The 23,143-nt window shown below is 47.8% G+C and carries 20 protein-coding genes; 3 read left to right on the plus strand and 17 right to left on the minus strand.

The window, feature by feature from the left end; genetic code table 11:
* Nucleotides 1-12: 12 nt before the first annotated feature.
* The 6 genes from MCG46_RS11440 to MCG46_RS11465 all read right to left on the minus strand — a co-directional run bounded on the left by MCG46_RS11440 (nucleotide 13) and on the right by MCG46_RS11465 (nucleotide 3,930).
* Nucleotides 13-426, minus strand: coding sequence for a hypothetical protein (locus tag MCG46_RS11440; RefSeq protein WP_240280122.1), 414 nt, complete (start codon nucleotides 424-426; stop codon nucleotides 13-15).
* A gap of 106 nt (nucleotides 427-532) precedes the next feature.
* Nucleotides 533-1,246 (minus strand): transglycosylase domain-containing protein, encoded by a 714-nt coding sequence (locus tag MCG46_RS11445; RefSeq protein ID WP_240280123.1) that lies wholly within the window; start codon nucleotides 1,244-1,246, stop codon nucleotides 533-535.
* A gap of 163 nt (nucleotides 1,247-1,409) precedes the next feature.
* Nucleotides 1,410-1,625 carry a YneF family protein gene (locus tag MCG46_RS11450; RefSeq protein WP_020223884.1) on the minus strand — a complete coding sequence of 72 codons (216 nt, stop codon included), beginning with the start codon at nucleotides 1,623-1,625 and terminating at the stop codon, nucleotides 1,410-1,412.
* 57 nt (nucleotides 1,626-1,682) lie between these two features.
* Complete coding sequence (locus MCG46_RS11455; protein WP_240280124.1) at nucleotides 1,683-2,027, minus strand: hypothetical protein; 345 nt, start codon at nucleotides 2,025-2,027, stop codon at nucleotides 1,683-1,685.
* Between the two features lie 326 nt (nucleotides 2,028-2,353).
* Nucleotides 2,354-2,515, minus strand: a complete 162-nt coding sequence (locus MCG46_RS11460; RefSeq protein ID WP_240280125.1) for a hypothetical protein — start codon at nucleotides 2,513-2,515, stop codon at nucleotides 2,354-2,356.
* Nucleotides 2,516-2,619: 104 nt separating this feature from the next.
* Nucleotides 2,620-3,930: a hypothetical protein gene (locus tag MCG46_RS11465; RefSeq protein ID WP_240280126.1), complete on the minus strand. Its 1,311-nt coding sequence runs from the start codon at nucleotides 3,928-3,930 to the stop codon at nucleotides 2,620-2,622.
* A 254-nt stretch (nucleotides 3,931-4,184) separates the two neighbouring features.
* On the opposite strand from MCG46_RS11465, the gene sigK reads away from it, so the two are divergent.
* The 3 genes from sigK to nagZ are packed head-to-tail and all read left to right on the plus strand — an operon-like array spanning nucleotide 4,185 to nucleotide 7,368.
* A complete protein-coding gene (gene sigK, locus MCG46_RS11470) occupies nucleotides 4,185-4,889 on the plus strand; it encodes an RNA polymerase sporulation sigma factor SigK (protein WP_240280127.1) in 705 nt (234 codons plus the stop codon).
* A 53-nt stretch (nucleotides 4,890-4,942) separates the two neighbouring features.
* A complete protein-coding gene (locus tag MCG46_RS11475) occupies nucleotides 4,943-5,599 on the plus strand; it encodes an HAD family hydrolase (RefSeq protein WP_240280128.1) in 657 nt (218 codons plus the stop codon).
* Nucleotides 5,599-7,368: a beta-N-acetylhexosaminidase gene (nagZ, locus tag MCG46_RS11480; protein WP_240280129.1), complete on the plus strand. Its 1,770-nt coding sequence runs from the start codon at nucleotides 5,599-5,601 to the stop codon at nucleotides 7,366-7,368. Before MCG46_RS11475 ends, nagZ begins: the two co-directional genes overlap by 1 nt.
* Nucleotides 7,369-7,576: 208 nt before the next feature.
* On the opposite strand, the gene pyrE is transcribed toward nagZ, so the two are convergent.
* The 11 genes from pyrE to MCG46_RS11535 form a co-directional block, all read right to left on the minus strand.
* The gene (gene pyrE / locus MCG46_RS11485; RefSeq protein WP_020223891.1) at nucleotides 7,577-8,215 is read right to left on the minus strand and encodes an orotate phosphoribosyltransferase; all 639 of its coding nucleotides are present in this window, start codon (nucleotides 8,213-8,215) and stop codon (nucleotides 7,577-7,579) included.
* A 3-nt stretch (nucleotides 8,216-8,218) separates the two neighbouring features.
* The gene (pyrF, locus tag MCG46_RS11490) at nucleotides 8,219-8,926 is read right to left on the minus strand and encodes an orotidine-5'-phosphate decarboxylase (protein WP_240280130.1); all 708 of its coding nucleotides are present in this window, start codon (nucleotides 8,924-8,926) and stop codon (nucleotides 8,219-8,221) included.
* A complete protein-coding gene (locus tag MCG46_RS11495; RefSeq protein ID WP_240280131.1) occupies nucleotides 8,923-9,840 on the minus strand; it encodes a dihydroorotate dehydrogenase in 918 nt (305 codons plus the stop codon). The genes pyrF and MCG46_RS11495 overlap by 4 nt, the downstream gene beginning before the upstream one ends.
* A complete protein-coding gene (locus MCG46_RS11500) occupies nucleotides 9,825-10,580 on the minus strand; it encodes a dihydroorotate dehydrogenase electron transfer subunit (RefSeq protein ID WP_240280132.1) in 756 nt (251 codons plus the stop codon). The genes MCG46_RS11495 and MCG46_RS11500 overlap by 16 nt, the downstream gene beginning before the upstream one ends.
* A 9-nt stretch (nucleotides 10,581-10,589) precedes the next feature.
* Nucleotides 10,590-13,769 carry a carbamoyl-phosphate synthase large subunit gene (gene carB / locus MCG46_RS11505; RefSeq protein WP_240280133.1) on the minus strand — a complete coding sequence of 1,060 codons (3,180 nt, stop codon included), beginning with the start codon at nucleotides 13,767-13,769 and terminating at the stop codon, nucleotides 10,590-10,592.
* 1 nt (nucleotide 13,770) lies between these two features.
* A complete protein-coding gene (gene carA / locus MCG46_RS11510) occupies nucleotides 13,771-14,856 on the minus strand; it encodes a glutamine-hydrolyzing carbamoyl-phosphate synthase small subunit (RefSeq protein WP_240280134.1) in 1,086 nt (361 codons plus the stop codon).
* A 2-nt stretch (nucleotides 14,857-14,858) separates the two neighbouring features.
* The gene (locus tag MCG46_RS11515) at nucleotides 14,859-16,145 is read right to left on the minus strand and encodes a dihydroorotase (RefSeq protein ID WP_240280135.1); all 1,287 of its coding nucleotides are present in this window, start codon (nucleotides 16,143-16,145) and stop codon (nucleotides 14,859-14,861) included.
* Nucleotides 16,146-17,021 (minus strand): aspartate carbamoyltransferase catalytic subunit, encoded by an 876-nt coding sequence (locus MCG46_RS11520; protein ID WP_240280136.1) that lies wholly within the window; start codon nucleotides 17,019-17,021, stop codon nucleotides 16,146-16,148.
* A gap of 292 nt (nucleotides 17,022-17,313) precedes the next feature.
* Nucleotides 17,314-20,022, minus strand: coding sequence for a putative bifunctional diguanylate cyclase/phosphodiesterase (locus MCG46_RS11525; protein WP_240280137.1), 2,709 nt, complete (start codon nucleotides 20,020-20,022; stop codon nucleotides 17,314-17,316).
* An 8-nt stretch (nucleotides 20,023-20,030) separates the two neighbouring features.
* Complete coding sequence (locus MCG46_RS11530; RefSeq protein ID WP_240280138.1) at nucleotides 20,031-21,584, minus strand: sensor domain-containing diguanylate cyclase; 1,554 nt, start codon at nucleotides 21,582-21,584, stop codon at nucleotides 20,031-20,033.
* A 437-nt stretch (nucleotides 21,585-22,021) separates the two neighbouring features.
* A complete protein-coding gene (locus MCG46_RS11535) occupies nucleotides 22,022-23,014 on the minus strand; it encodes an adenosine deaminase (protein WP_240280139.1) in 993 nt (330 codons plus the stop codon).
* Between the last annotated feature and the right edge of the window lie 129 nt (nucleotides 23,015-23,143).

The following is a 23,143-nucleotide window of genomic DNA, read 5'->3' on the forward strand; positions in this document are numbered from 1 at the left end:
AGGACTTTTAGCCTAATTCGCTCCCAGCTGTTCGTTTAAAGCTTGAAGTATATCCTGGTTTTCACCATAATAAATAATCATCAGCTGATCATAATAATAAATATGATAATCCGTATCCAATATTCTTTCTTCACGGGCCTCAGCCTGACCTTCAATAATATATAAGGTAGAATCTGAAATCGAGAGCGAACCTAGCTGATCCGCATCTATGGTTTCGACATTCAGCATTTCATAAAAACTATATGACTTAAAACGATCCAGCAAACTGCTGATCGAAATCGGAAATCCATCATTATTAATACTGATTTCGGTTTCCTGCTTTACCGTATAATCAGAAGCCAAGGCAACATTCTTAGGCTGACTGCCGCATCCTGCATTCAATATAAACATGCAGAAAAACAAGAAAGGCAAAACTGACCTTTTCATAGACAGAACCTCCTACCACTCTGATTATACCGATCCCAGATGTAAATAGATAGAGGGTTAAGGAATGCTTCATGTCAATTTAAGAAAGGCGTAATAAATTATTCAATTATTGATTCAAATATGTGGATGACCATTCCAAAGCAGCCTGACTTTGCGCCGTATCGATCAAACCAACAGCCTGCATTGCCTCCAAGACCTGTTGCTGACGCTGCAGTGCCAGCTCCTTACCGCTGCTTAGCTGATATCGGCTCGGTGACTGAGGTAAACCGGCCAATAAAGTGGCTTCCGCCAACGTTAGTTCCGCGGGTTCTTTATCAAAATAACCCCGGCTGGCCTGAGCGATGCCATAATGTCCGTCACCATAATAAATCACATTCACATAAAAAGATAAAATTTCATCTTTACTGTAATTTGCTTCTAATTCATAAAGGAAGAATACCTCTGCAATCTTTCGTGTCAGAGAAGGTTTATGTGTAAAATACAAGTTTTTAGCCAGCTGCTGAGGTATCGTGCTTCCGCCTTCTCTGACCTCGCCCGTGATCAAGTTTGTTAACAAAGCACGCCCTAATGATATTACATCAACACCGTGTCGGGTATAAAAACGGCGGTCCTCAACGGCTACAACAGCGTTAACAAAATCGGGACTGATCTGATCCAGCGGTGTATAATCTTCCCGTTGTATTACTTCTTCAATCTTTTCTGCCAATGGGACTTCATCAATCGCTTCTTTATATCTCTGATAGCCTAAAACCGTGAACCAGCCTGCGCCAATCATGATGATAAGCAGCAGTACCAGTACTAAACGTTTTACCCATTTCATCTTTATCACCTGGCTGCATTATATCATGAACCCAAAGTTTAGAGCCTTACAGTTTAGTCATCTTATCGTCATCTTAAGCCCTTTTTTATAGAAAAAAAACTAATATATTGCGGATTAATCTCATCAACATATTAGTTTTTTCTTAACCTCTTTTTCAGTAAGGCTACTGCCCCATGGACTTCATGATTGCCCGAATCTGAGCCTCCGACGGCTTCCGTCCCATCTGCAGGAACATGGCACGAATCATCTTCTCATTTACCGGAGGATGTTCCTTCAACTGCTTTTCAAAATAACGGCGAGTGAAGAAGAAACCTAATCCACCACCGATAAGCAATCCCAAAATCAGAAATACAATTGAACTCAAAAATTCGCTTCCCATTATTACACCACCTATCTCTGTGATTATCGTTCTTATTGTATCGTTTTTCAGTCTATTTTACAAGTCTATTTCCGTGAGAACCAATGTACCTTGCAGCTGTTTGAGCTCATAGAGAAACGGATATTCGTTCCTGTCGGATAAAACTAAATGCCACTGTGATCTCTTTAACGTACTTGTTCTTTTGGTAAGCGGATTATAATAAGTGATTTTATCCGGCACTAAAAACAGATCCTCGCGATTTTGAAAACGTGTCCTCAACTGCTGAAAAAGAAATTCTGGTTGGATTAAAATTGCATCGAGCTGATTGTTATATTCTTCTCGATCTTCCATCCATTCAAGTACCGGTGTACTGTTTCTCATAACGGAGATGAATTCATCCCGAATCATATACCCTTTTAACATCTTCTCACCCTTTTCAGTATATCAAATTCGCATTCTGTTTTTTTGTCGAAAAAAAACGATGATGAACCAGACTCCCTATCTGATTCACCATCGTTACTTGTGATCGCTTTTGCACCTAATTAATAGACGATCACTCACCAATTTTTATCATTTTTCTACAAGCAAGACGTCAAATAAATATCGATTATGTTTTTATTCTCACTGTAGCGGTCCGGTTTATCATGCTTTTGTAATTTAGATCATTTACTTGTTTCGCTCTCTCGTTTTCCCGTATAATGCATCACCCATTACGCTGACATAACAAACACTGTTGTTGATTTTTTAATTTAAGTCCACATGCAATCTGGCGACGAGCATCCCATTGGTTCGATGCATAATTCAGGATGTTCTACAGAACAACCCTCTGGATCTGTCCCCTCAGCATTAATTGGCATACACAATGCCATTAATGCACCTAGTGCTAATAGACTTACTATTACTTTTTTCATGGTTCCTCCTTTCAACGTATATAATTATGCCATATATTTTACAAAAGCTTATTTTTTGATACAATTCCAGCTTATACGCTTTTGATCAACAAAATAATTACAATTCAATCAATTTTATGCGAAGTAAAATCATTAAAATATATTAAGTCTTTATAACATTTAGTAATTTTAACTAAATTATTCAGTTCATATTCAAAATAACGTATTAAATTATCTGATCGAAACTCATATGTCAAAATTTTATGTATATCTCGCATTATAAAATTCTCAATTTCTTTTTCTGATCGCTTATAAATCTTCATTTGGAAATATTCGAAAAATACCGAACAGACAGTGTTTCTATTACTATTATTAAACTTTATATTTTTAAATATATCGTCTAGCTCATCAGTTTCTAGTTCCTCAGTACAATGAAGTATATATAAGATATGTAAAGTGAAATCCTGATTAAAAGTCAAATATTTTCTATAGTATTTTAAAGCTGTTTTATAATCTTTATCAAAATAATAATGGAAACCGATATTAAAGTAATTCTTCACTAACTTTTTTTGAGCTAATTTCCCCTTGCATTTTTCCAAAGCTTCAATAGATAAATCAAAGTATAGTTTAACATTATCTTTGTTTCCAGTATGTAAAGCTAAAGCTTTTGTAAAATATAGAGAACCTAAATGAAAATAAGAATTATTTATTGAGTAATGTTCCAATGCTTGATCTGTGATTTTCAAAGCACTAATCCATCTTTCTTTGTACATAAGCCATGTAGCCATATATAAAGCAGATATATTACTATTCATAAATTTTTCCTTTAAAATTTCATATACATTATTTGCTTTATATATTTTATTTTCTAAATAATAGTAAATATAAAACAAAATATTTAGCAATAGTTCTGAGATTTTTTCGTTAGAAATGAAATATAATTCCATCATAAAATCAGCAGACTGGATATCCGGGCACTCTGCATCAACGTAATAATTGATAATAGTTTTTAACAACATATAAACATCATGATAATAAAAATAATCTTTAGCTTTATAAAAAAGATCTTCTACTTCTTGATCTATCCCTTTTATTCTGTCTACATCATACATTTCCACAGCATCGAATAATTCCTCACTGATCCGCTCAACATTGGACATGATTCCTGGAAAATCATCAACCTGAAAACCTAATTTCTGAATAAAGAAGATATACAGATCATCATCTTTTATACTTTGTCCACGTTCTAAACGATTTAATGTAGCTCGTGAACAAACAGGGGCGCCTTCAATGATCTCATAAAAAGGATGTTCCTTCGTCGCCAAAATAAACTCATTACAGCTGAACTGCTTATCCTTCGATCTCTGATGCAGCCGTTCACGATATATTTTAATCAGACGACCACTGTTTTCTCGCATTTTATCATTCGCAAACATTTTTATCCCCCTTTACAAATTCCGGTTATATTCTATCACAGAAAATAATGAACATTGGTAATATTTGGGAATTCTATCAATCAAATCATATCATAATTTTATGAATACAGAACGATTTGTAATCATTTTCGAAGTGAAATAAGCAAACTTGCCAAAACTTTGTTCTTTCGCTTCGAAATTCCTTTTTTACAGAAAAAAATGCAGATTTCGACTAAATTCTTGTTGGACATCATACGCTGAAGAAGGTGATAACAATGTGGACACAACTATTTCAAATGCTACAAGTTTTCTTCAGCTGCTTTATCGGATCTATCCGTACAACCTCCTTTCCCCAGCCCTTATCCGCCGAAGAGGAACAGGATGCTCTGCAGAGAATGGCGAAAGGAGATGTGGAAGCCCGCGCGGATCTGATTGAACACAATCTTCGCTTGGTTGCGCATATCGTAAAGAAGTTCGATATTCGTCGTGAACAAACTGAAGATCTCATCAGTATTGGCACAATTGGTTTGATTAAAGGCATTGATACCTTTAAGGTCGATAAGGGTCATAAGTTGGCGACGTATGTTTCACGCTGCATTGAGAATGAAATTTTGATGCATCTGCGCAACAACAAGCATGCCTTCCAGACGCGTTCTCTGGATGATGCGATCGGCCAGGATAAGGATGGCAGTGAACTGACACTCATTGACGTCATTCCGGCTTCTGATGAGCCAGATCCCATCGACAAGCTGATGCTGGAAGAAAACAAACGCAAACTGGCCCAGTTTATGAACTTGTTGGATGATCGGGAATACAGCATCATTGTTCGGCGTTATGGCTTGGAAGGTCATCAGGAAATGACGCAGCGGGATATTGCCCGTCAGGAACATATCTCACGATCTTATGTGTCACGAATTGAGAAGCGAGCTTTCATGAAACTTCTGCGGGCGTTTATGAAAGAGAATCAGGAAAAGAAGTAGCCATTTGTTTTGAAAACCTTTATAATCATCTTGAGAGATTCGAGGTGGATAAAATGAGTATAGAATGTGTTATTTTTGATTGTGACGGCCTGATGTTTGATACAGAAAAGGTGGCCAATGAAAACTGGCGGGAAATCGCCGGACAATATGGCATTACACTGGATGATGAATTTTTCTATCAGATCATCGGCTGCGGACACAAATTATTCTTAAAAGCGATGGAGAGTCATCAAGATCTAAAACCGCATCTTCCGGAAATCAGTGAGGGCCGGTTAAAGAAGATCTTTGGCATGTGCGAAAACAAAGGCAGCCTGAATAAAAAAGGACTGACTGAATTATTAGATTATTTGGACGAAAGCGGAATTAAAAAATGTGTTGCTTCTTCCAGCCATCGGGAATATGTGGATACCCTGTTGGGAAGCATTGGCAAGCCTTATCAGTTTGACAGTGTTGTCTGCGGTGATGAAGTGACGCAGGGCAAGCCGGATCCGGAAATTTTTCTGACAGCTGCGCGCAAAGCCGGAATTGAACCGGAAAAGTGCGTTGTTCTGGAAGATTCCAAATTTGGGATCATCGCAGCGAAGCGGGCAGGGATGAAAAGCGTCTGGATCTATGATTTTGTTAAACCGGATGAAGAAATGAAAGAAGCGATTCAGGAAAGCCGCAATGATCTGCTTGAAGTCATTGATTATTTGAAGGAGCAGGCGTAATGCGCTGTTCCTCAGCTTCTTCTTCATCTTTCAGCGGCCGTCGGTGGTCGGCGATGATCTTATCGCTGTTCATGCTTGTCGGCTGCAGTACCCCCACCCCTGCCCCTACACCCGAAGCTGCATCTACTCCGGCGCCCTCTTCGGATTCCATGCCGGATAAAATGAGCGAGCAGCAGTTGAAGGATCTCGTTGCCAAGATGGACGTTCAGGAAAAAGTCGGTCAGCTGGTCATCGTTTCTTTCGAAACGACAGAAGTCGATACCAAAACTGAAGCCTGGCTGCGCACGAATAAAATTGGCAATGTCATCGTCTACGCCAAAAATATCGAAAATGCCGAGCAGGCTACCAATTTAACCGGACAGCTTCAGAAAACGATCCGCAATGCAACCCAGATCCCAGCGTTTATCGGGATTGATCAGGAAGGCGGAATGGTGAACCGCGTCCGGGAAGGTGTGACCATTTTTCCTTCCCCGATGGCAATTGCGGCCGGACGGCATGAGAATTTATATTCCCTAGCCTGGTCCATGGCCGATGAACTCTCCGGCATGGGCTTCAATATGAATTTCGCGCCGGTGCTGGATGTCAACAGCAACCCGGATAATCCGGTCATTCATCTGCGGGCTTATGGAGATGATCCGCAGGCTGCAGCCAACTTTGCCTCAATCTGGATTAAAGGGCTGCAGGAAGGCGGAATGGTCAGCGTTGCGAAGCATTTCCCAGGCCACGGTGATACCAGTGAAGATTCACATTTTGCTTTGCCGAAGGTCAACAAAACGCTGGATGAACTGAAAGCCATGGAACTGATTCCATTTGAAGCTGCGATTCACAGCGGTGTCAGCGCGATTATGACTTCGCATATTCTGTTTCCTAAAATTGAAAAGGAAAAAATTCCTGCGACCTTATCCAAAACAATCGTCACGGATTTGTTGAAAGATGAACTGGGCTATAATGGAATTGTCATCAGCGACAGTCTGCAGATGGACGCCATCCAGGCGCATTATGGGATGGCAGAAGCTGCTGTGAAAGCCATTCAAGCGGGCGTGGACATGTTGATCCTGGGTGATGGCAAAGTCCTGCAGCCGGACAGCGAAGACGTTCAGACACCGGTAATCGAAGCTCTGATTGAAGCTGTCGGCCAGGGAACGATTACAGCTGAGCGGTTGGATGATGCCGTGCTTTCGATTCTGCGAATTAAGAATGACTATGGTTTGTTTATTGATCAGGGTGAACAGAATCATGCGCCTTATGATATTGATCTTAATGCCCATCAGGTGCTTGTACAGGAAACCTCAGATCAAAGTATGACCTTGATTCGGGATGATGTTTCAGCGCTGCCGCTGCCTACAGACAGTACTTTGTTTGTTTCCTTCCCCTGCGTCTATCCTTTAGCGTTCGATAAAAAAAGCTTCGGTGAAGTCGCTGCCGATTCCTTGTTTGGCAAAGCTGTCAATGTTCATCAAGATCCAACGCAGTCAGAAATTGAGGATATTCTGCAGAAGGCAAGTGGTTACGATACGATTGTTCTGTTAGTTTACAACATGGCGGATTCCCCCAACCAGCTGAATCTGTTGACTCAGCTGCTGGAAACCGAAAAACCGATCGTTGTGATCTGTGCCGGAAGTCCGTATGATCTGCAGTATCTTGAAGACGCGCCGACGGTCTTATGTACCTATGGCTATACCCCATCGGCCGTGCTTTCAGCGATCTCCGTTTTAAATGGAACCTTGCTTCCGGAAGGAAAGCTGCCGGTCGAAATTCCGGAAAAATAAAATAAAAAGCTGATGATTCAGACTTACGATAAACGATTTCCATATGGAAATTGAATACTCAGTAAGGGTTATCGAATCACTCAGCTTTTTCTTTTTCTGACATTCTGAAATACCTGACCTGCTCTGTTCAGGCAGGAACGTTGTTTCCTTAACAAGAAAGCAGGTTAATTTTAAAGCCAAAGTAAAAGAGCCGAAATGGCTCTTTGTTTTATAAGCTCATCCAGCTGGAATCGGACGGATTGGCGCGGAACGCCTGAAGCTTTTTAACATCATCCGCGCTGATATAGCCGGTTTCCACGGCAACTTCGATCAGGGCGTCATAATTGGAAGCTGAAACGTTCTTGACCTGAGCGGCTGCCAGACGATCGATTCCCTTCTGCAGGCCATACGTGAAGATCGAAGCAATGCCTAAGACCTCCGCGCCGGCCTCCCGCAGCACGTTGACAACGTCGATGCAGCTGCCGCCGGTTGAAATCAGATCTTCAACGACAACAACTTTCGTTCCCGGTTCGCAGCGGCCCTCAATCTGATTGGTCCGGCCATGATCTTTGGCGCTGGAACGGACATAGCCCATCGGCAGGTTCAGGATCTGAGCTACCAAGGCGGCATGCGCAATGCCAGCGGTGCTGGTGCCCATGACGGCTTCACATTCCGGGTAATGAGTTTTGATGATCTCGGCGATGGCATGCTCCACATCATCGCGAACCTCAGGATAAGACAGGGTCAGACGATTGTCGCAGTAGATCGGCGCTTTGATGCCGCTAGCCCAGGTAAACGGGTCATTCGGCTTCAAGAAAACCGCTTTGATATCCAGTAAGTGCTTAGCAATGTTTTTTTCTGTGTTCATGATTTATTCTCCCTTTACAAATTCCCGGACACAGCGGCGATAGCTGGCTACCGGATCTGAACTGGCGGTAATCGAACGGCCGACGACAATGTAATCGGAACCGATCTCGCGGGCTTTGGCCGGCGTCGTGACACGAACCTGATCACCCTTCGCATCATCCGCAAACCGAATGCCCGGCGTCACCGTGATGAAGTTTTCACCGCAGACCTGATGCACAAGATCGGCTTCCAGCGGGCTGCAGACAACCCCGGCCAGTCCGGCGATTTCCGCGTTGCGGGCATAATGCTGAACGGTATCGGCAATCGGATGATCAATCCACAGTTCACTGCGCATCCGTTCTTCACTGGTGCTGGTCAGCTGAGTGACCGCGATCAGCTGGGTATGCGCGCCGACCTCATCAATCGCTTCCTGCGCCGCTTTCATCATTTCGATCGTTCCTGCCGCATGGACGTTAGTCATATCGACGTCCAGCAGCGCGATGTTGCGCATTGCTTTTTTTACGGTATTGGGAATGTCATGCAGCTTCAGGTCGAGGAAAATCTTATGTCCCCGGGCTTTGATTTCACGAACCATATCCGGACCTTCCGCATAAAGCAGTTCCATGCCGATTTTGACATACGGTTTTTCTTCGATAAACAGATCCAAAAAGGCCATGGTTTCCGCTTTGGTTGAAAAGTCGCAGGCGATCATTACATCTTTTTCTTTCGTCATTGGTGAGCCCTCCCTATAATATCACTCAATTTCTCAATCTTCAGTTCATCCATCAAGGATGGCAGCCGTTCAATAATTTCCTTGCAGACATAGGGATTGCGCAAATTTTCCGCGCCGATCTCCACGGCCGTTGCCCCGGCGCTCATCATCTCGATGACATCTTCAGCACAGGCAATCCCACCGATTCCGATGATCGGCAGCTTCACGGCTTCATACACCTGATACACCATTCTGAGTGCAACCGGTTTGATCGCTGGGCCGGAGAATCCGCCCATGACGTTGGCGATGATCGGCTTGCCGGTACGCAGGTCGAACCGCGCTCCCAACAAGGTATTGATCATTGAAATTCCATCCGCGCCGGCTTCCTCACAGGCTTTGGCAATCGCCACGATATCCGTCACGTTCGGCGACAGCTTGATGTAGACCGGTTTTCTCGTCACCGCTTTGACGGCTTTCGTAATCTGGGCAGCCGCTTCCGGACAAACGCCGAAGCTCATCCCGCCGCCATGCACATTCGGACAGCTGATGTTGATTTCCAGAATCCCAACGATGTCCTGCGCATCCATCTTTTTCGCGCATTCGACATATTCTTCTTCGGAAAAGCCGGAAACATTCGCCACGACCTGCTTGTGATACACTTGCCGCAGCTTCGCAAATTCTTCGCTGATCACCTTGTCAATGCCTGGATTCTGCAGGCCGACGGCATTGATCATGCCTCTTTCACACTCTGCGATCCGCGGCGTCGGATTGCCGAAGCGCGGGTCACGGGTTGTCCCCTTGGTCGCGATCGAGCCGAGGATGTTGATATCATAAAACTCCGTAAACTCATAACCAAAGCCAAATGTGCCGCTGGCCGGAATGATCGGGTTGTCCAGCTGCCAGCCCGACAGGCTGACCTTTAATCTTTCGTCCATAAGACCTCCTGACTGGAAAGCACCGGGCCTTCCTTACAGATGCGTTTCGGGCCGGAAATCGTTTCACAGCTGCAGCCCATGCAGGCGCCGAAGCCGCAGCCCATCCGTTCTTCAAAGGACAGCTGCCCCTGCGCGTTAGAGGTTTTCCATACCGCTTTGAGCATCGGCATCGGTCCGCAGGCGAAATACGGCAAATCGGTCAAGCCTTCCTGAACCATGACGTCGCTGACAAAGCCTTTCACGCCCTGACTGCCGTCGTTGGTGCTGAGCATGACGTCGCAGCCCAGATCGGTAAATTTCTTAATGTAAAAAATGTCTTTTTCCGAGGTAAAGCCAAGAATCACCACCGGCTGTTTGCCTTGCTTCAGACACGTTTTAGCCAGTCCGTAAAGCGGCGGCACGCCGACGCCCCCGCCGACTAACAGCACGCGTTTTTCATCGAATGCTTCCGGTGTAAAGCCGTTGCCCAGACCGACTAAGCATTCCAGCATGCTTCCGGGCTGCTTCTGCGACATCTGCTTTGTTCCGAAACCGACGACCTTGTAAATCAGCGTCAGTCCGTTTTCATTCCAATCGCAGATACTGATCGGACGCTTGAGATAGGCATTGTCAATCGTGACGTTAAGGAACTGGCCGGGATGGGTGATCCAGGAAGAATCCCCCTCCAGCTCCATTTCATACACCTGATCGGCCAGCTGCCAGTTGGAGAGGATTCGGTATTGTTGTATACGCTCTTTCATAACTCCTCCTTAGTTCTGATCTATGGTTGAAACACCCATGGTGATTTCTTCCAGGACATCCAACAAGACATTGACCGTATCCAGGGAAGTAAAGACGGTCACGTTGTTTTCCACGGCACACCGGCGAATCTGATAGCCGTCCTTAGAGGTATTGGTATCTGTGGAAGACAGGGTGTTGAGGATGTAGGTGACATGACCCTTGCGGATGGAATCCAAAATTTCTTCTGAGCCCTCGGAAATTTTCTTCTTTTCACGGGTTTTGATGCCGTGCGCCTTCAACAGTTTCGCCGTGCCCGAAGTCGCTTCGATATTGAAGCCCAGATCGTAGAACCGGCGGACTAACGGAATCGCCCGGGCTTTGTCCTGATCCGCCAGCGTCACCAGCACCGTGCCGTAATTGACAACCCGCATGTTGGAGGCCTGCAGGGATTTATACAGGGCGCGATTGAGCGAATCATCATAGCCGATCGCTTCCCCGGTCGACTTCATTTCCGGTGACAGGTAAGCGTCCAAGCCATGCAGCTTCGAGAAGCTGAATGTCGGGCTCTTGACATAGAAGCGTTTTTTCTCAGCCATGACTTCCGTTGTAAAGCCCTGGTCTTTCAGGCTGCGGCCCAGCATCACTTTGGTGGCGATATTCGCCATCTGCACGCCGGTTGCCTTCGATAAGAATGGGACGGAACGGGAGGAACGCGGATTGACTTCAATCACGGACACCTCATCGTTTTCATCGACGATGAACTGGATGTTGAACAAGCCTTCGATTCCGATCGCCAATCCCAGTTTGACCGTGTAGTCACGGATTGTCGCCTTGACCTGTTCACTTAAGGAATATGGCGGATAGACGCTCATCGAGTCGCCGGAATGCACCCCGGTCGCTTCGACCAGCTGCATGATGCCCGGAATGAAGACGTCTTTTCCATCGCAGATCGCATCGACTTCGACCTCACAGCCATGGATGTACTTGTCGACCAGCACCGGCTGATCCTTGTCAATTTTAACCGCCGTTGTCAGATATTCAATCAGTTCTTCATCCTGATGCACGATCTGCATCGCCCGGCCGCCTAAGACATAGCTTGGCCGCACCAGTACCGGATAGCCGATCCGGTTGGCGACCTGCAGGCCATCCTCGATGTTGGTTACGGCCTGGCCTAACGGCTGCGGAATTCCGCATTCCGTAACGACTTTTTCAAACAAGTCGCGGTTTTCCGCCTTGTCAATCGCCTGTGTACCCGTGCCGATGATTGGAACATTGAGCTTATCCAGACGATCAGCCAGATTGATCGCCGTCTGACCGCCCAGCGAAACGATGACGCCCTGCGGTTTTTCCAGTTCGATGACATTCATGACATCTTCAATACAGAGCGGTTCAAAGTACAGCTTATCGCTGATGGAATAATCGGTGGATACGGTTTCCGGATTGTTGTTGATGACAATCGCTTCATAGCCGGCCTGCTGGATCGCCCAGATCGCATGCACGGTCGAATAGTCAAATTCAACGCCCTGACCGATGCGGATCGGCCCGGAGCCCAGCACGATGATCGACGGCTTATCCGTAACCATACTTTCGTTTTCTTCTTCATACGTGGAATAGAAATACGGAACATAGGCGCTGAATTCGCCGGCACAGGTATCAATCATCTTGTAGACCGGCATTAATCCGTGCTCCTTGCGCCAGGTGAACATTTCCAGTTCGCTCTTGCCCAGGATTTTGCCCAGATATTGATCTGAGAAGCCCAAGCGCTTGGCCCGGCGGATATTGGCTTCACAAGGATCAGCCTTTACCCGTTCTTCCACGGCGATGATGTGATGGATTTTATCGAGGAAGAACGCGTCGATCTTGGTTGCGTCGTAGATCAGCATCATATCGACCTTCCGGCGGAACAGTTCGGCAATCGCATACAGCCGCTCATCCGTCGGGGTTTTGATGTTGTCCAGCAGCTGTTGGGTGGTGAAGCTGTCAAACTTCTCCAGATAGAGATGATCAACGCCGATTTCCAATGAACGCACGGCTTTCAAAAGACTTTCTTCCATGGTCCGGCCGATGCTCATGACCTCGCCGGTCGCTTTCATCTGCGTGCTCAGCGTGTGATCGGCCTTGGCAAACTTATCAAATGGGAAGCGTGCGATCTTGGTGACGACATAGTCAATCGTCGGTTCAAAGGAAGCCGGCGTGTTGGCAATCGGAATTTCATCCAGTGTCAAACCGACCGCAATCTTGCTGGAAACCCGCGCGATCGGGAAGCCAGCGGCCTTGGATGCCAGCGCCGAGGAACGGGAAACCCGCGGGTTGACTTCGATGACATAGTAATCGAAGGAAAACGGATCGAGCGCAAACTGCACGTTGCAGCCGCCTTCAATTTTCAGCTCGCGAATCAAGCTCAGCGCAGCGTTGCGCAGCAGCTGATATTCTTTGTTGGACAGCGTCTGACAAGGCGCAACGACCATCGAATCGCCGGTATGCACACCGACCGGATCAATATTTTCCATGCTGCAGATCACGATGGCTGTATCGTTGTGATCGCGCATGACTTCAAATTCAATTTCCTTATAGCCTTTGATTGATTTCTCGACCAGCACCTCATTGACCGGGGACAGCTTCAGCGCGTTCTTGCCCAGCGCCGTGACTTCCTCATCATCGTAAGCAAACCCACCGCCGGTGCCGCCGAGGGTGAACGCCGGTCTTAAGACGACCGGGTAGCCGATTTTATTAGCAAATTCAACGACTTCCTCAATCGTGCGGGCTACGTAGGATTCCAGGCAGGGCTGCCCGATCCGCAGACACAGATCTTTAAACCGCTGCCGGTCTTCCGCCTGATCGATCGATTCAAAATCCGTACCGAGAATTTCGCACCGGCATTCTTCCAGCACGCCTTTTTTCGCCAGCTGCATCGCCATGTTCAGGCCCGTCTGACCACCCAAGGTCGGCAGAATTGCGTCAGGGCGTTCCTTGCGGATGATGCGGGATACATATTCCAGCGTCAGCGGTTCCATGTAAACTTTATCCGCAATGTGGGTATCGGTCATGATTGTCGCCGGATTGGAATTGATCAGAATGACCTCATAGCCTTCCTCGCGCAGTGCCAGGCAGGCCTGGGTGCCGGCGTAATCGAATTCGGCAGCCTGGCCGATGACAATCGGTCCGGAACCGATCACCAAGATCTTATGGATATCTTCTCTTTTCGGCATACTAACGGCCCTCCTTCATCGCTTCCATATTGCTGACAAACAATCCGAACAAGTATTTGGAATCCTCCGGCCCGGCTGAAGATTCCGGATGATATTGGGTAGAGAAGATCCGGTCTTCCTTAATCCGTAAGCCTTCCACAGTCTGATCGAGCAGATTGATATGCGTAATCTCAACCCGGGAATTCTCCAGTCCTTCGGTGCTGACGGCATAGCTGTGATTCTGCGAGGTGATTTCTACCTTGCCGTTCAACCGATTTTTAACCGGATGATTGGCGCCGCGGTGACCAAACTTCAGCTTGTAGGTTTTTAAGCCGTTGGCCAGAGCGATCAGCTGATGCCCCAGGCAAATGCCGAAGATCGGCTTTTTCCCCTGCAGCTTGCGGATCAGCTCAATGACCTCGGGAACATTTTCCGGATCCCCCGGCCCGTTGGACAGAAAGATGCCGTCCGGATTGAGCGCCATGATCGTCTCAAACGAGGTGTTGTAAGGAACAATCGTCACATTGCAGCCATACCGGTTCAGTTCACGGATGATGTTGTATTTGATCCCGCAGTCAACCGCCACGACGTTAAAGCGTGGATTGGCGCAGCGGGAATACCATTTCTTCTTGCAGGAAACGCGGGCGACCAAATCCTTGGGCGCCGAATACGCCGCCAGCTTGGCCATTGCCTCTTCATGCGTCACGCCAGCATCGCAGATCAGCCCCAGCATGGCTCCCTCATCCCGCAGAATCCGCGTCAGCTTGCGGGTGTCTAAATGCGTAAGCCCCGGTACGTCATTTTCTTCCAGCAGCTCATTGAGTGTTTTGGTATAGCGGAAGTTGCTTGGCTTGTCGTTGTATTCGCGCACGATCAGCCCTTTCGGTCCGATCAGCTTGGATTCATAATCTTCATCAATGATGCCGTAATTGCCGATCAGCGGATAGGTCATCACGACGATCTGTTCAGTATAGGAAGGATCGCTGAGGATCTCCTGGTAACCGACCATCGATGTGTTGAACACCAATTCGGCAATGACCTCCCGATCGCTGCCGAAACCCTTGGCCGCCAGCTCAACACCGTTCTGCAAGACTAATTTCCGATTCATATTTATAGCCCCTCTCTGTATACGATCTGTCCATCCGTCACGTTCATCACGCAGCGGCCCATCGCCCACCAGCCTTCAAACGGTGTGCTTTTGCCTTGGGAAACGAAGGTTTTCGGATTGATTTTTTCCCGCTTGTTCAAATCGAAAACCGCCAGATTGGCCTTTTCAAAATTCACAATTTCGCCGCCTTCAATCCCGAAGAGATCGGCGCAGTTGTAGCTCATTAACTCAAAGCAGCGTTCCAAGGTCAGCTTGCCGGTCTTTACCAGATAGGTATAGATCAGCTCAAAAGCGGTTTCCAGACCGACGATGCCCATCGCGCTGCCCTGTAAGCCTTGGGCTTTCTCTTGGGCACTGTGGGGAGCGTGGTCGGTTGCGATCATGTCGATCGTCCCATCCAATAAGCCATCGATCAGGGATTCCTGATCCGCTTTGGAGCGCAGCGGCGGATTCATTTTAAACCGTCCGTCGTCCGCGGTGATATCGTCCTCGCACAAAAGCAGATGATGCGGCGTGACTTCACAGCTGACCGAAACGCCGCGTTTTTTCGCCTGACGTACCAGTTCGACGGATTCCTTGCAGGAGATGTGGCAGATATGATATTGACAACCGGTTTCTTCGGCTAAGCGCAGATCCCGCTCTATCTGGCGGTACTCGCTGGCGCTGCTAATTCCTATTAACCCCAGTTCTTCTGCTTTGCGGCCTTCATGGATGCACGCGCCTTTTGCGATCAGACTTTCATCTTCGCAATGCGCGACGATCAGGCAGTTGTTGCGTTTGGCCGCCAACATCGCCTCGCGCATCATCGCTTCGCTCTGTACGCCCTTGCCATCATCGGAAAAGGCGATGACCTCCGCGGCTAACGCATCGAAGTCGACTAGCTCGCCGACGCCCTTCTGTCCCTTTGTGATCGACGCATAGGGAATAACCTGAACTTTGGCGTCATAGTGAATCCGTTCCTGTTGGATTTTCAGGTGTTCCAGACTGTCCGGCACCGGATTGAGGTTGGGCATCGCCATGATTGTAGTATAGCCGCCCTTGGCCGCAGCCAGCGTCCCCGATGCGATCGTTTCCTTATATTCAAAGCCCGGCTCACGCAGATGAACATGCGGATCGATCAGGCCCGGAGCGATCAGTAAGCTGGAAGCATCGATGATTTCATCGACATCTTCGGCCGTTAAATCAATCTGATCGGCCACAGTTACCCGGCCCAGATCATCCACCAGCACATCCATTTTGCGGATTTTTCCGCGGTACAGCACATCGCCGTTCTGCATTAAAAAGCTCATTTATCGTCCCTCCATCGCTCGTTTCAGCACGGCCATCCGGACGAATACACCGTTGTTGATCTGTTTGAAGATCCGCGATTTGGCGCATTCGACAACCTCATCAGCGATTTCCACGCCGCGGTTAAACGGCGCCGGGTGCATGATGATCGCATGATCCTTCATCCGCTTGACCCGCTCGGCCGTCAGACCATATTTTTCATGATATTCCTGCTTGCTTAAGGACATTGCCTGTTCGTGCCGTTCATGCTGAACGCGCAGAAGCATGAGAATGTCCATTTCCTGCACAGCCTGATCAAAATCGATGTAATCATATTGTGGATCGCGGTATTCTTCCGGACCGCTGATCACACACTGCATCCCTAAACGCTGCATCACCTCAATGTTGGTATGCGCGACGCGGGAATACTTGACATCGCCGACAATCGCGATTTTCAAGCCTTCAAACCGGCCGAATTCCTGGCGGATCGTCAACAGGTCAAGCAAGGACTGCGTCGGATGATCTTTTTTGCCGTCGCCGGCATTGAGAATCGGTATTTGAATGCGGCCGAGCAGCGGCTTGTAATACTCATCTTCCCGATCCCGGATGACCAGCGCATCCAGACCGAAGCTTTCAAACGTCTTGACCGTGTCGTAGAACGTTTCCCCCTTCTGTATTGAGGATGCCTGAGCGTTAAAGTTGATCACTTTCATGCCCAGCTTTTCTTCCGCCGTATTGAAGCTGTACTGCGTACGGGTAGACGGTTCAAAAAACAGGTTGGCGACAAGTTTTCCTTTTTCACTGTCCACAAACTCCCCCTGACGGCAACATTCCGCCACATCCAGAATCTGTTGGATTTCTTCCGTGGAAAGCGAGCTGAGTTTAAGCAGATCGTTCATCATGATTCCTCCATTCCAATAAAAAAGCCTTCAAAAAACAGGCTTTTGAAGGTTACACGAAAAGAGCACAGAAATCTTAAGTTTTGTGTATGCCTTCTTAGTGTCGCTGCACTAAATTAAAGCCATTGATATTATACCGCAGTTTTTAGATCAGCACAAGCTCATCAGTGAAATCCCAATACAAAACTGTTCCAGTATAAACAAAGGGATAGGCATTCAAAACGGCTCAGACATGAGCTGACATCCACTCAACAAAAAGACAGCTCTTTTATGAGCTGCCCTAATGAAAGACTTATTGGGACTTCGTATTTTGTTCGCTTAAGAACTGATTTAATTCCTCCGCCCGTTTCGGTTTGGAATAGAAATAGCCCTGAATATACTGCACGCCTAATTCTTCGATCATCTGTTTTTCTTCTTCCGTTTCAATGCCTTCAGCAACAACGCTCAAATGGTTTACGGCCGCCATTTCAACAATCGCCTTCAGCAGCGTATACTGCTTGGAGCTTGTCAGAATCTGTTTGGTCAAAGAGCGGTCAATCTTGATCACGTCGACCGGAAGATTAGACAGATAATTCAAACTGCTGTAACCGACCCCAAAATCGTCAAGCGCAATCCGGATTCCGGCCTTGCGCAGCTGTTCCAGCGTTGCCGATGCCTGTTCAAGCGATTGAATCAGAACGCTTTCGGTGATTTCCAGCGTAATCAGGCGCAGATCAATACCACAGCTTCGGATCAGCTTCAGAAGATGATCGGCACTGCCGTTGATCAAAAGCTGCTGCACGGACAGATTTACACTCATCCGCTGCAGGCCTAACGCTTTGCCCTGATGCTTCATATACAGACAAGCCTGAACGAGGACATAGTCCCCCAGCAGTTCCACCATCTGACTGCGCTCTGCCAAAGCAACGACCTGCGCCGCTGAATAGTATCCACCCTTCAGATCAGGCAGCCGCACCAGCGCTTCGGCGGCTAAATACTGCTTTGTCGGCAAATCCCGCAGCGGCTGATACCAGACCTCCAGCGTCTGATCGAGGATCCTCGCCTGCAGCTGATGCAGAATTTCGGTTTCGGTTCTTAACAGCTGATCGAGTTTTGAATTGTAGATCACCGTCGGCAAATTAGTCTGTTTGGCATGCCGCAGTGCAGCCTGAACACGATCCAGTAAATTTTCCGGCGTACTGCCATGCTGCGGATAGCTGCAGACCGCAATCCGCACTTCTAAATTCAATGACGCTTTGCCCGTCGTCACCGGCCGGGACAATAGCTCATGCAGCTGTTGTGACAGCTGTTCCTGATTTTCACTCGACTGCTGAATGCCTAAGAAAACGTCACCGTTAATGCGGTAGAGATTGGAACCGAAGACCCGCGACAGCCGCAGAATCACTTCACGCAGAATTTTATCACCGACATCCGCGCTGAACAGCTCGTTATACTGACTGAAGGAACAAATATCAATACAGTACAGACTGAAGCGGCGGCGTTTGTCATATTGAATCAGAACATTGACATCCCGCTGATATTTCATTCGGTTGCCAACCTTAAACGCTGGATCGGAATACGCCATCTGTTCCGCCTTCTTGCGGTATTGATTCAGCGCTTTGGACAGTTCCAGAATTTCCAAATCCGCATCTTCATCGAAAACAATTCCGTTCTGCCCCTGGATCAGCCGCTGAATTTTCTGTGTCAGACTGTGAATCGGCGACAGATTGCCTGAGCGCAGGTAATACTTGCGGATCAGGACTTCCAGCTGATCCTGTGCCGGATCCAAGGTGCAGAGCGCGTGCTGAACCTGAGCGGTCAGAAATTTCTTGGTTTCCATAATCCGGACCTTTAACATCAGCTCCAGCGACAAACCGCGGGCAAAGTCTTCCCGCTGCTGCGCATCCATTTCATCCCGAATGGCGACCACCAAATTTCCGGCACTGAGCCGGCCTGCCAGAAACGGACTTTGAATATACGCATTCAGGCGCGGATAAAGCCCTTTCAAAACTGTATTTTCCTGTTCCGGTCCCATCAATTGAGCCGTTTGATCATAGCCCTCAAATACAAGATAAAACAACTGCACCGGAGCGCTCGACTGCCGCAGCCAAAGATCCAGCTTCTGACAGAATCCAATCCGGTTATATAAGCCGGTTCCCGGATCATGAACCGCAATCTTTCTTAACTTCCGGTTCTTGTTCTGCAGCTGGACAAAGGCAGCCAAAAGCAGCCCCAACAGCAGCATTTCCGCCAGCGTAACCGCTGCAACCAGCATGTTCTGCTGCGGACTGATCCATCCGTCAACCGGCTGAATGCTGAGATTCCACTCCGTCGGCAGATAGAAATTCGTTTTTGCGGCCTGTGAAAAGTCCATTTCCGCATTGGACGAAATAATGATTTCTTTCCGTCCGGTCTGCTGATCTACGCGCCACAGCTCATAGTCATACCCGGCGCTTTGAAAGTAATCAAAACCAAACTGCTCCAGGACATAATCACTGTCTAAGGCTACCACAACCAAACCCAGATAGGCTTCCTGCCGAGTAAAGGGCTGCAAAAACAGGAAAACCGACTGCGGATCGGAGTGCATTTCAACAACCGGCCCCTCAATCACCAATTCCTTTACAACTTTCGCCAGCGTATAGGCATAAGAAAAGTCCTTCAGTTTTTTGCCTTCCTGCACTTTTTCAGCCTGCGGCAAAGCCCGCACCAGCGTATCGCCATCAAACAGATAAACCTGCTTTACCGCCGGATTCTCCATCAGCGAAGCGGCTGCCGTATCGAGCCACTGCGGGTCCTCTGTACCGAGGATCAGGGCTGACTGCGCCAGCGAGTCCGCTTCGTTGAGCGAGCCATGCAGCTGCAGTTTGATATTCTCACTGTAAAAATAGAGAATGTTGGCGGCTTCCCGTTGACGGATATCTCTCAACATGCCGCGCATCCCGGTGAAAATTCCAAGACCGCTCAGCAGCACGCTCAAAGCACTGCCTCCCAAAAGAGCCGCTCGTTTCATTTGCGTCTTCATAGGCTTCCTCAATTCTTATGAATCCGGAAGTCACCCTTGCCGTTTTGTTTGACAAAGTACAGTGATTCATCCGCATTCGCAATTAATTCTTCCAGACTCTCCGACGGCTGGTAGATAGAGACTCCGATACTGCATTGAACCGGAATCCGTTCGCCTGCCGAGGCGACCTCCGTATGCAGGCGCATCACCAGCTCTTCCAACACCTCGCGCAGCTCCTGTTCGCTTTCCAGATCCGTCAAAAGCAGAATGAACTCATCCCCACCGTAGCGTCCGACCACGCCGTTATACTTTTTCTCATATTCACGCAGAATATAGCCGACGCTTTTCAAGGCGATATCCCCGCCGGAATGACCATAGTTATCGTTGATATGCTTGAGATTATCAAGATCGACAAAACACAGCGCGCACAATTGTTCCGGCTGCAGCTTCTTCAGCTGGGCTTCGGCCTGACTCAAAAACACCGTCCGGGTTACGACGCCGGTCAGGCTGTCGGAGAGTCCGTCGCTGGTTAACCGAAGGATTTCCCGGAAATCGGTTTTCTGCGGACATTCATCCTGATAAATTCTCTTTTCCAACTCTTCCACGGAATGCACCAAGTTATCGACAACCTTCATCTGTTTGGCAATATAGCGTCTGAGCACCAGCATCAATGCCCCGCACAGCAGGACCGTCAGCACACTGACCAACGTCAGCATCGGCAGAATGCCAATAAAAATTTCCCAGAAGCTGACTGTACAGAGAATATCCCAGTTCGTATTATCGACTCTTTGATAGAGAGTATAGCGGAAATCACCGTCTTTAAAGCTCCAGTAATCCCCTGGCACTGCCGCTAACAGCTGACTTTGCAGCTGATCTGCCGTCACGCCGAGCAAGTGTGTCTTCAACAATTCATCCATATAGGAATCACCATACGGCAGATTCAGGGTCGAGGACATAATCTGTCCCTGCGAACCGATCAGCACCGCCTGCGAATTATTAATGCTGGCGGCATCCCGGAGAATATCCACGATCTCATCAAAATAAATCGCACAGAACAGACAGCCGGTAATATTGCCTTCCTGATCGATAAGCGGCACTGCCACGGTATAATTCAGCGTTACGCCGTCCGCCCCAGCCGCAAAGCTGTCCGTGATCTGCCGCTCACCCGTCGAAAACAGCCACTGCATATATTCGCGGCTTGCCAGACTGGCTGGCTCGGATCCGTCGGAATAGACCGTAATGTCCGCATCCACATAACAGATCATCAAGTATCCGAAGTACGGACTCATCTGATCCAGCTTTTTTACTTTTTCAATGGGATCCCGTGCCGGATCGTAGAATTCCGGCAAACTTGCCAGTGCTTCCAACAGCTGTATTGACTCCTCAATTCGCTGCGAAGTCTGCGCATGAACGCTGGTCAGCGCGGCTCTGGCCTCCGCCTTCATCCGGCTGAGCGACAAGCCGGCCCCGCCGATTCCGATGATGAGCAAAATCATCAAGCAGAAAATTAAACTGTACCGCAAAATCGGGGTCAGCGTGATACCCCATCGATTTCCTTTTTTCTGACGTTTTTTTCTTTCCATGGGTTTGCCTTCCCTTCTGTTCCACTCATTCTGAACTGATTGAATAATATTCATTGAATTGACTCATTTAAAATATACCATTGAAACTCAGCGAAAGCAAACAAAAAGAAATATTCAGAAAGCGTCACTGATCTTGGGACTCATCCCATAAGCCTTGATGCCCTTTCAATTTCTCTTTTTTCTTATCCTTATTATATATATGCAGAACTTGGGAAACTGCGGCATTTTTTTCTCGGTTTTGCATAGCGTTTAATTTCATGGTTTTTTCGGCTTGTTCCGCATAACTGAAATAAAATGATTTTTTATTCCTATTGACCAAGACAGCACCTCGGATATAACTTGCTTTCTCTTCATTTCATGCCGCTTGATCAAAGCCTGCAGAATCAGTCTCTATCTGCCAAACCGATAAACTTTGCCCTGTTCGATATTGCCTTTTTTTATTCTGCCTTTTCTTGGCTTGACGCAAATGTCCTGGCTTGCGTTTTTTTAAGACCATCCATACGAATTTCATCCAGCTGCTGAGCACTCAGTGTTCCAGCTTGATACAGCCGCAGATATTCCTTGGAAACGTCGCTGTCAAAGATCAGCACATCATCCGAATTGATGGTCACTTCCATTCCCGCCTCAACAAAACGAGCGATCGGATGCTGGGCCAGTGAAGGCACCCGGCCTAAAAGATCATTGCTGGACGGCGTCAGATTCAGGCGTACCTGTTTGGCTTTCAGATAGGCCATCACTGCCGGATCCTGGGCAGCGGCAAGACCATGCTGAACCTCATCCAGATCCAGACATTCCACCGCCTTCTGCACATCCAGCGCGCTGCCCCATTCGCCGACATGCGCCTTCAGCACCCAGCCGCTTTGGCGGGCACGGCGATAGATCGGAATGAAATTCTCGATCGGCTGGGCGTTTTCATCACCATATAAATCCAAGGCATAAAATTCCGGACGATCCCAAAACGGCTCCAGTTTTTCCATCAGGTAATCTATTCCACAATGCCGCGACATGCCGACCTGAAACCGCAGTTCTATCGTGGGGGCCACAGCCTGTTTCACAGCCTCCCAGCTGCTGAGCAAATTTTGAATCTCGCCTTGGTAGAAATGCTTTAACGCCCAAACATCCTCCCCGATTTCCAGTACCTGTACGCCATCCTTTACAGCCTGGCGCAGCGTCGCTTCCAGCATGATCAGCCGGCCGCTGCGATCGCCGAAATGGGCATTGATCCGCTCCTGGCTCCATTGATCCATCTCCGCCATGGAAGCCAGCGGCTGCGTTATCGGATCGATCTGAATCCCGGTGCGCTCCCGGATCCACTTGCGGTCGCCGCCCAGCATGAAATGATTGTGCAGATCGGCCTTCGGCACCTTCCGCAGAGCCGCTAAATCCTGACGCTGCAGCGCCTCGATAAATAATTCTGAATCCTGATTCATCTTTTTTCCTCAATTTCTTTGATTTTATTATACGAAAGAAACTCTGGTCCGTCAAAATTTCCCTGGTGTGCTTCCAAATTTTCCTTTCCCGCTCTGGATTTCCGTGATTTTCTTCGGGAATGCGGCAAT

The sequence above is a fragment of the Holdemania massiliensis genome (genome assembly GCF_022440805.1).
In the GTDB taxonomy this organism is placed as follows: domain Bacteria; phylum Bacillota_I; class Bacilli_A; order Erysipelotrichales; family Erysipelotrichaceae; genus Holdemania; species Holdemania massiliensis_A.

Excerpts from the sequence above, each read along its gene's own strand:
- MCG46_RS11530 (WP_240280138.1), bottom strand. The coding sequence starts at position 21,584 with ATGGAAAGAAAAAAACGTCAGAAAAAAGGAAATCGATGGGGTATCACG.
- pyrF (WP_240280130.1), bottom strand. The coding sequence starts at position 8,926 with ATGACGAAAGAAAAAGATGTAATGATCGCCTGCGACTTTTCAACCAAA.
- MCG46_RS11515 (WP_240280135.1), bottom strand. The coding sequence starts at position 16,145 with ATGAGCTTTTTAATGCAGAACGGCGATGTGCTGTACCGCGGAAAAATC.
- MCG46_RS11500 (WP_240280132.1), bottom strand. The coding sequence starts at position 10,580 with ATGAAAGAGCGTATACAACAATACCGAATCCTCTCCAACTGGCAGCTG.
- MCG46_RS11440 (WP_240280122.1), bottom strand. The coding sequence starts at position 426 with ATGAAAAGGTCAGTTTTGCCTTTCTTGTTTTTCTGCATGTTTATATTG.
- MCG46_RS11535 (WP_240280139.1), bottom strand. The coding sequence starts at position 23,014 with ATGAATCAGGATTCAGAATTATTTATCGAGGCGCTGCAGCGTCAGGAT.
- MCG46_RS11475 (WP_240280128.1), top strand. The coding sequence starts at position 4,943 with ATGAGTATAGAATGTGTTATTTTTGATTGTGACGGCCTGATGTTTGAT.
- MCG46_RS11525 (WP_240280137.1), bottom strand. The coding sequence starts at position 20,022 with ATGAAGACGCAAATGAAACGAGCGGCTCTTTTGGGAGGCAGTGCTTTG.
- MCG46_RS11445 (WP_240280123.1), bottom strand. The coding sequence starts at position 1,246 with ATGAAATGGGTAAAACGTTTAGTACTGGTACTGCTGCTTATCATCATG.
- MCG46_RS11465 (WP_240280126.1), bottom strand. The coding sequence starts at position 3,930 with ATGTTTGCGAATGATAAAATGCGAGAAAACAGTGGTCGTCTGATTAAA.
- carA (WP_240280134.1), bottom strand. The coding sequence starts at position 14,856 with ATGAATCGGAAATTAGTCTTGCAGAACGGTGTTGAGCTGGCGGCCAAG.
- MCG46_RS11520 (WP_240280136.1), bottom strand. The coding sequence starts at position 17,021 with ATGAACGATCTGCTTAAACTCAGCTCGCTTTCCACGGAAGAAATCCAA.
- nagZ (WP_240280129.1), top strand. The coding sequence starts at position 5,599 with ATGCGCTGTTCCTCAGCTTCTTCTTCATCTTTCAGCGGCCGTCGGTGG.
- pyrE (WP_020223891.1), bottom strand. The coding sequence starts at position 8,215 with ATGAACACAGAAAAAAACATTGCTAAGCACTTACTGGATATCAAAGCG.
- carB (WP_240280133.1), bottom strand. The coding sequence starts at position 13,769 with ATGCCGAAAAGAGAAGATATCCATAAGATCTTGGTGATCGGTTCCGGA.
- MCG46_RS11460 (WP_240280125.1), bottom strand. The coding sequence starts at position 2,515 with ATGAAAAAAGTAATAGTAAGTCTATTAGCACTAGGTGCATTAATGGCA.
- MCG46_RS11455 (WP_240280124.1), bottom strand. The coding sequence starts at position 2,027 with ATGTTAAAAGGGTATATGATTCGGGATGAATTCATCTCCGTTATGAGA.
- MCG46_RS11450 (WP_020223884.1), bottom strand. The coding sequence starts at position 1,625 with ATGGGAAGCGAATTTTTGAGTTCAATTGTATTTCTGATTTTGGGATTG.
- sigK (WP_240280127.1), top strand. The coding sequence starts at position 4,185 with ATGTGGACACAACTATTTCAAATGCTACAAGTTTTCTTCAGCTGCTTT.
- MCG46_RS11495 (WP_240280131.1), bottom strand. The coding sequence starts at position 9,840 with ATGGACGAAAGATTAAAGGTCAGCCTGTCGGGCTGGCAGCTGGACAAC.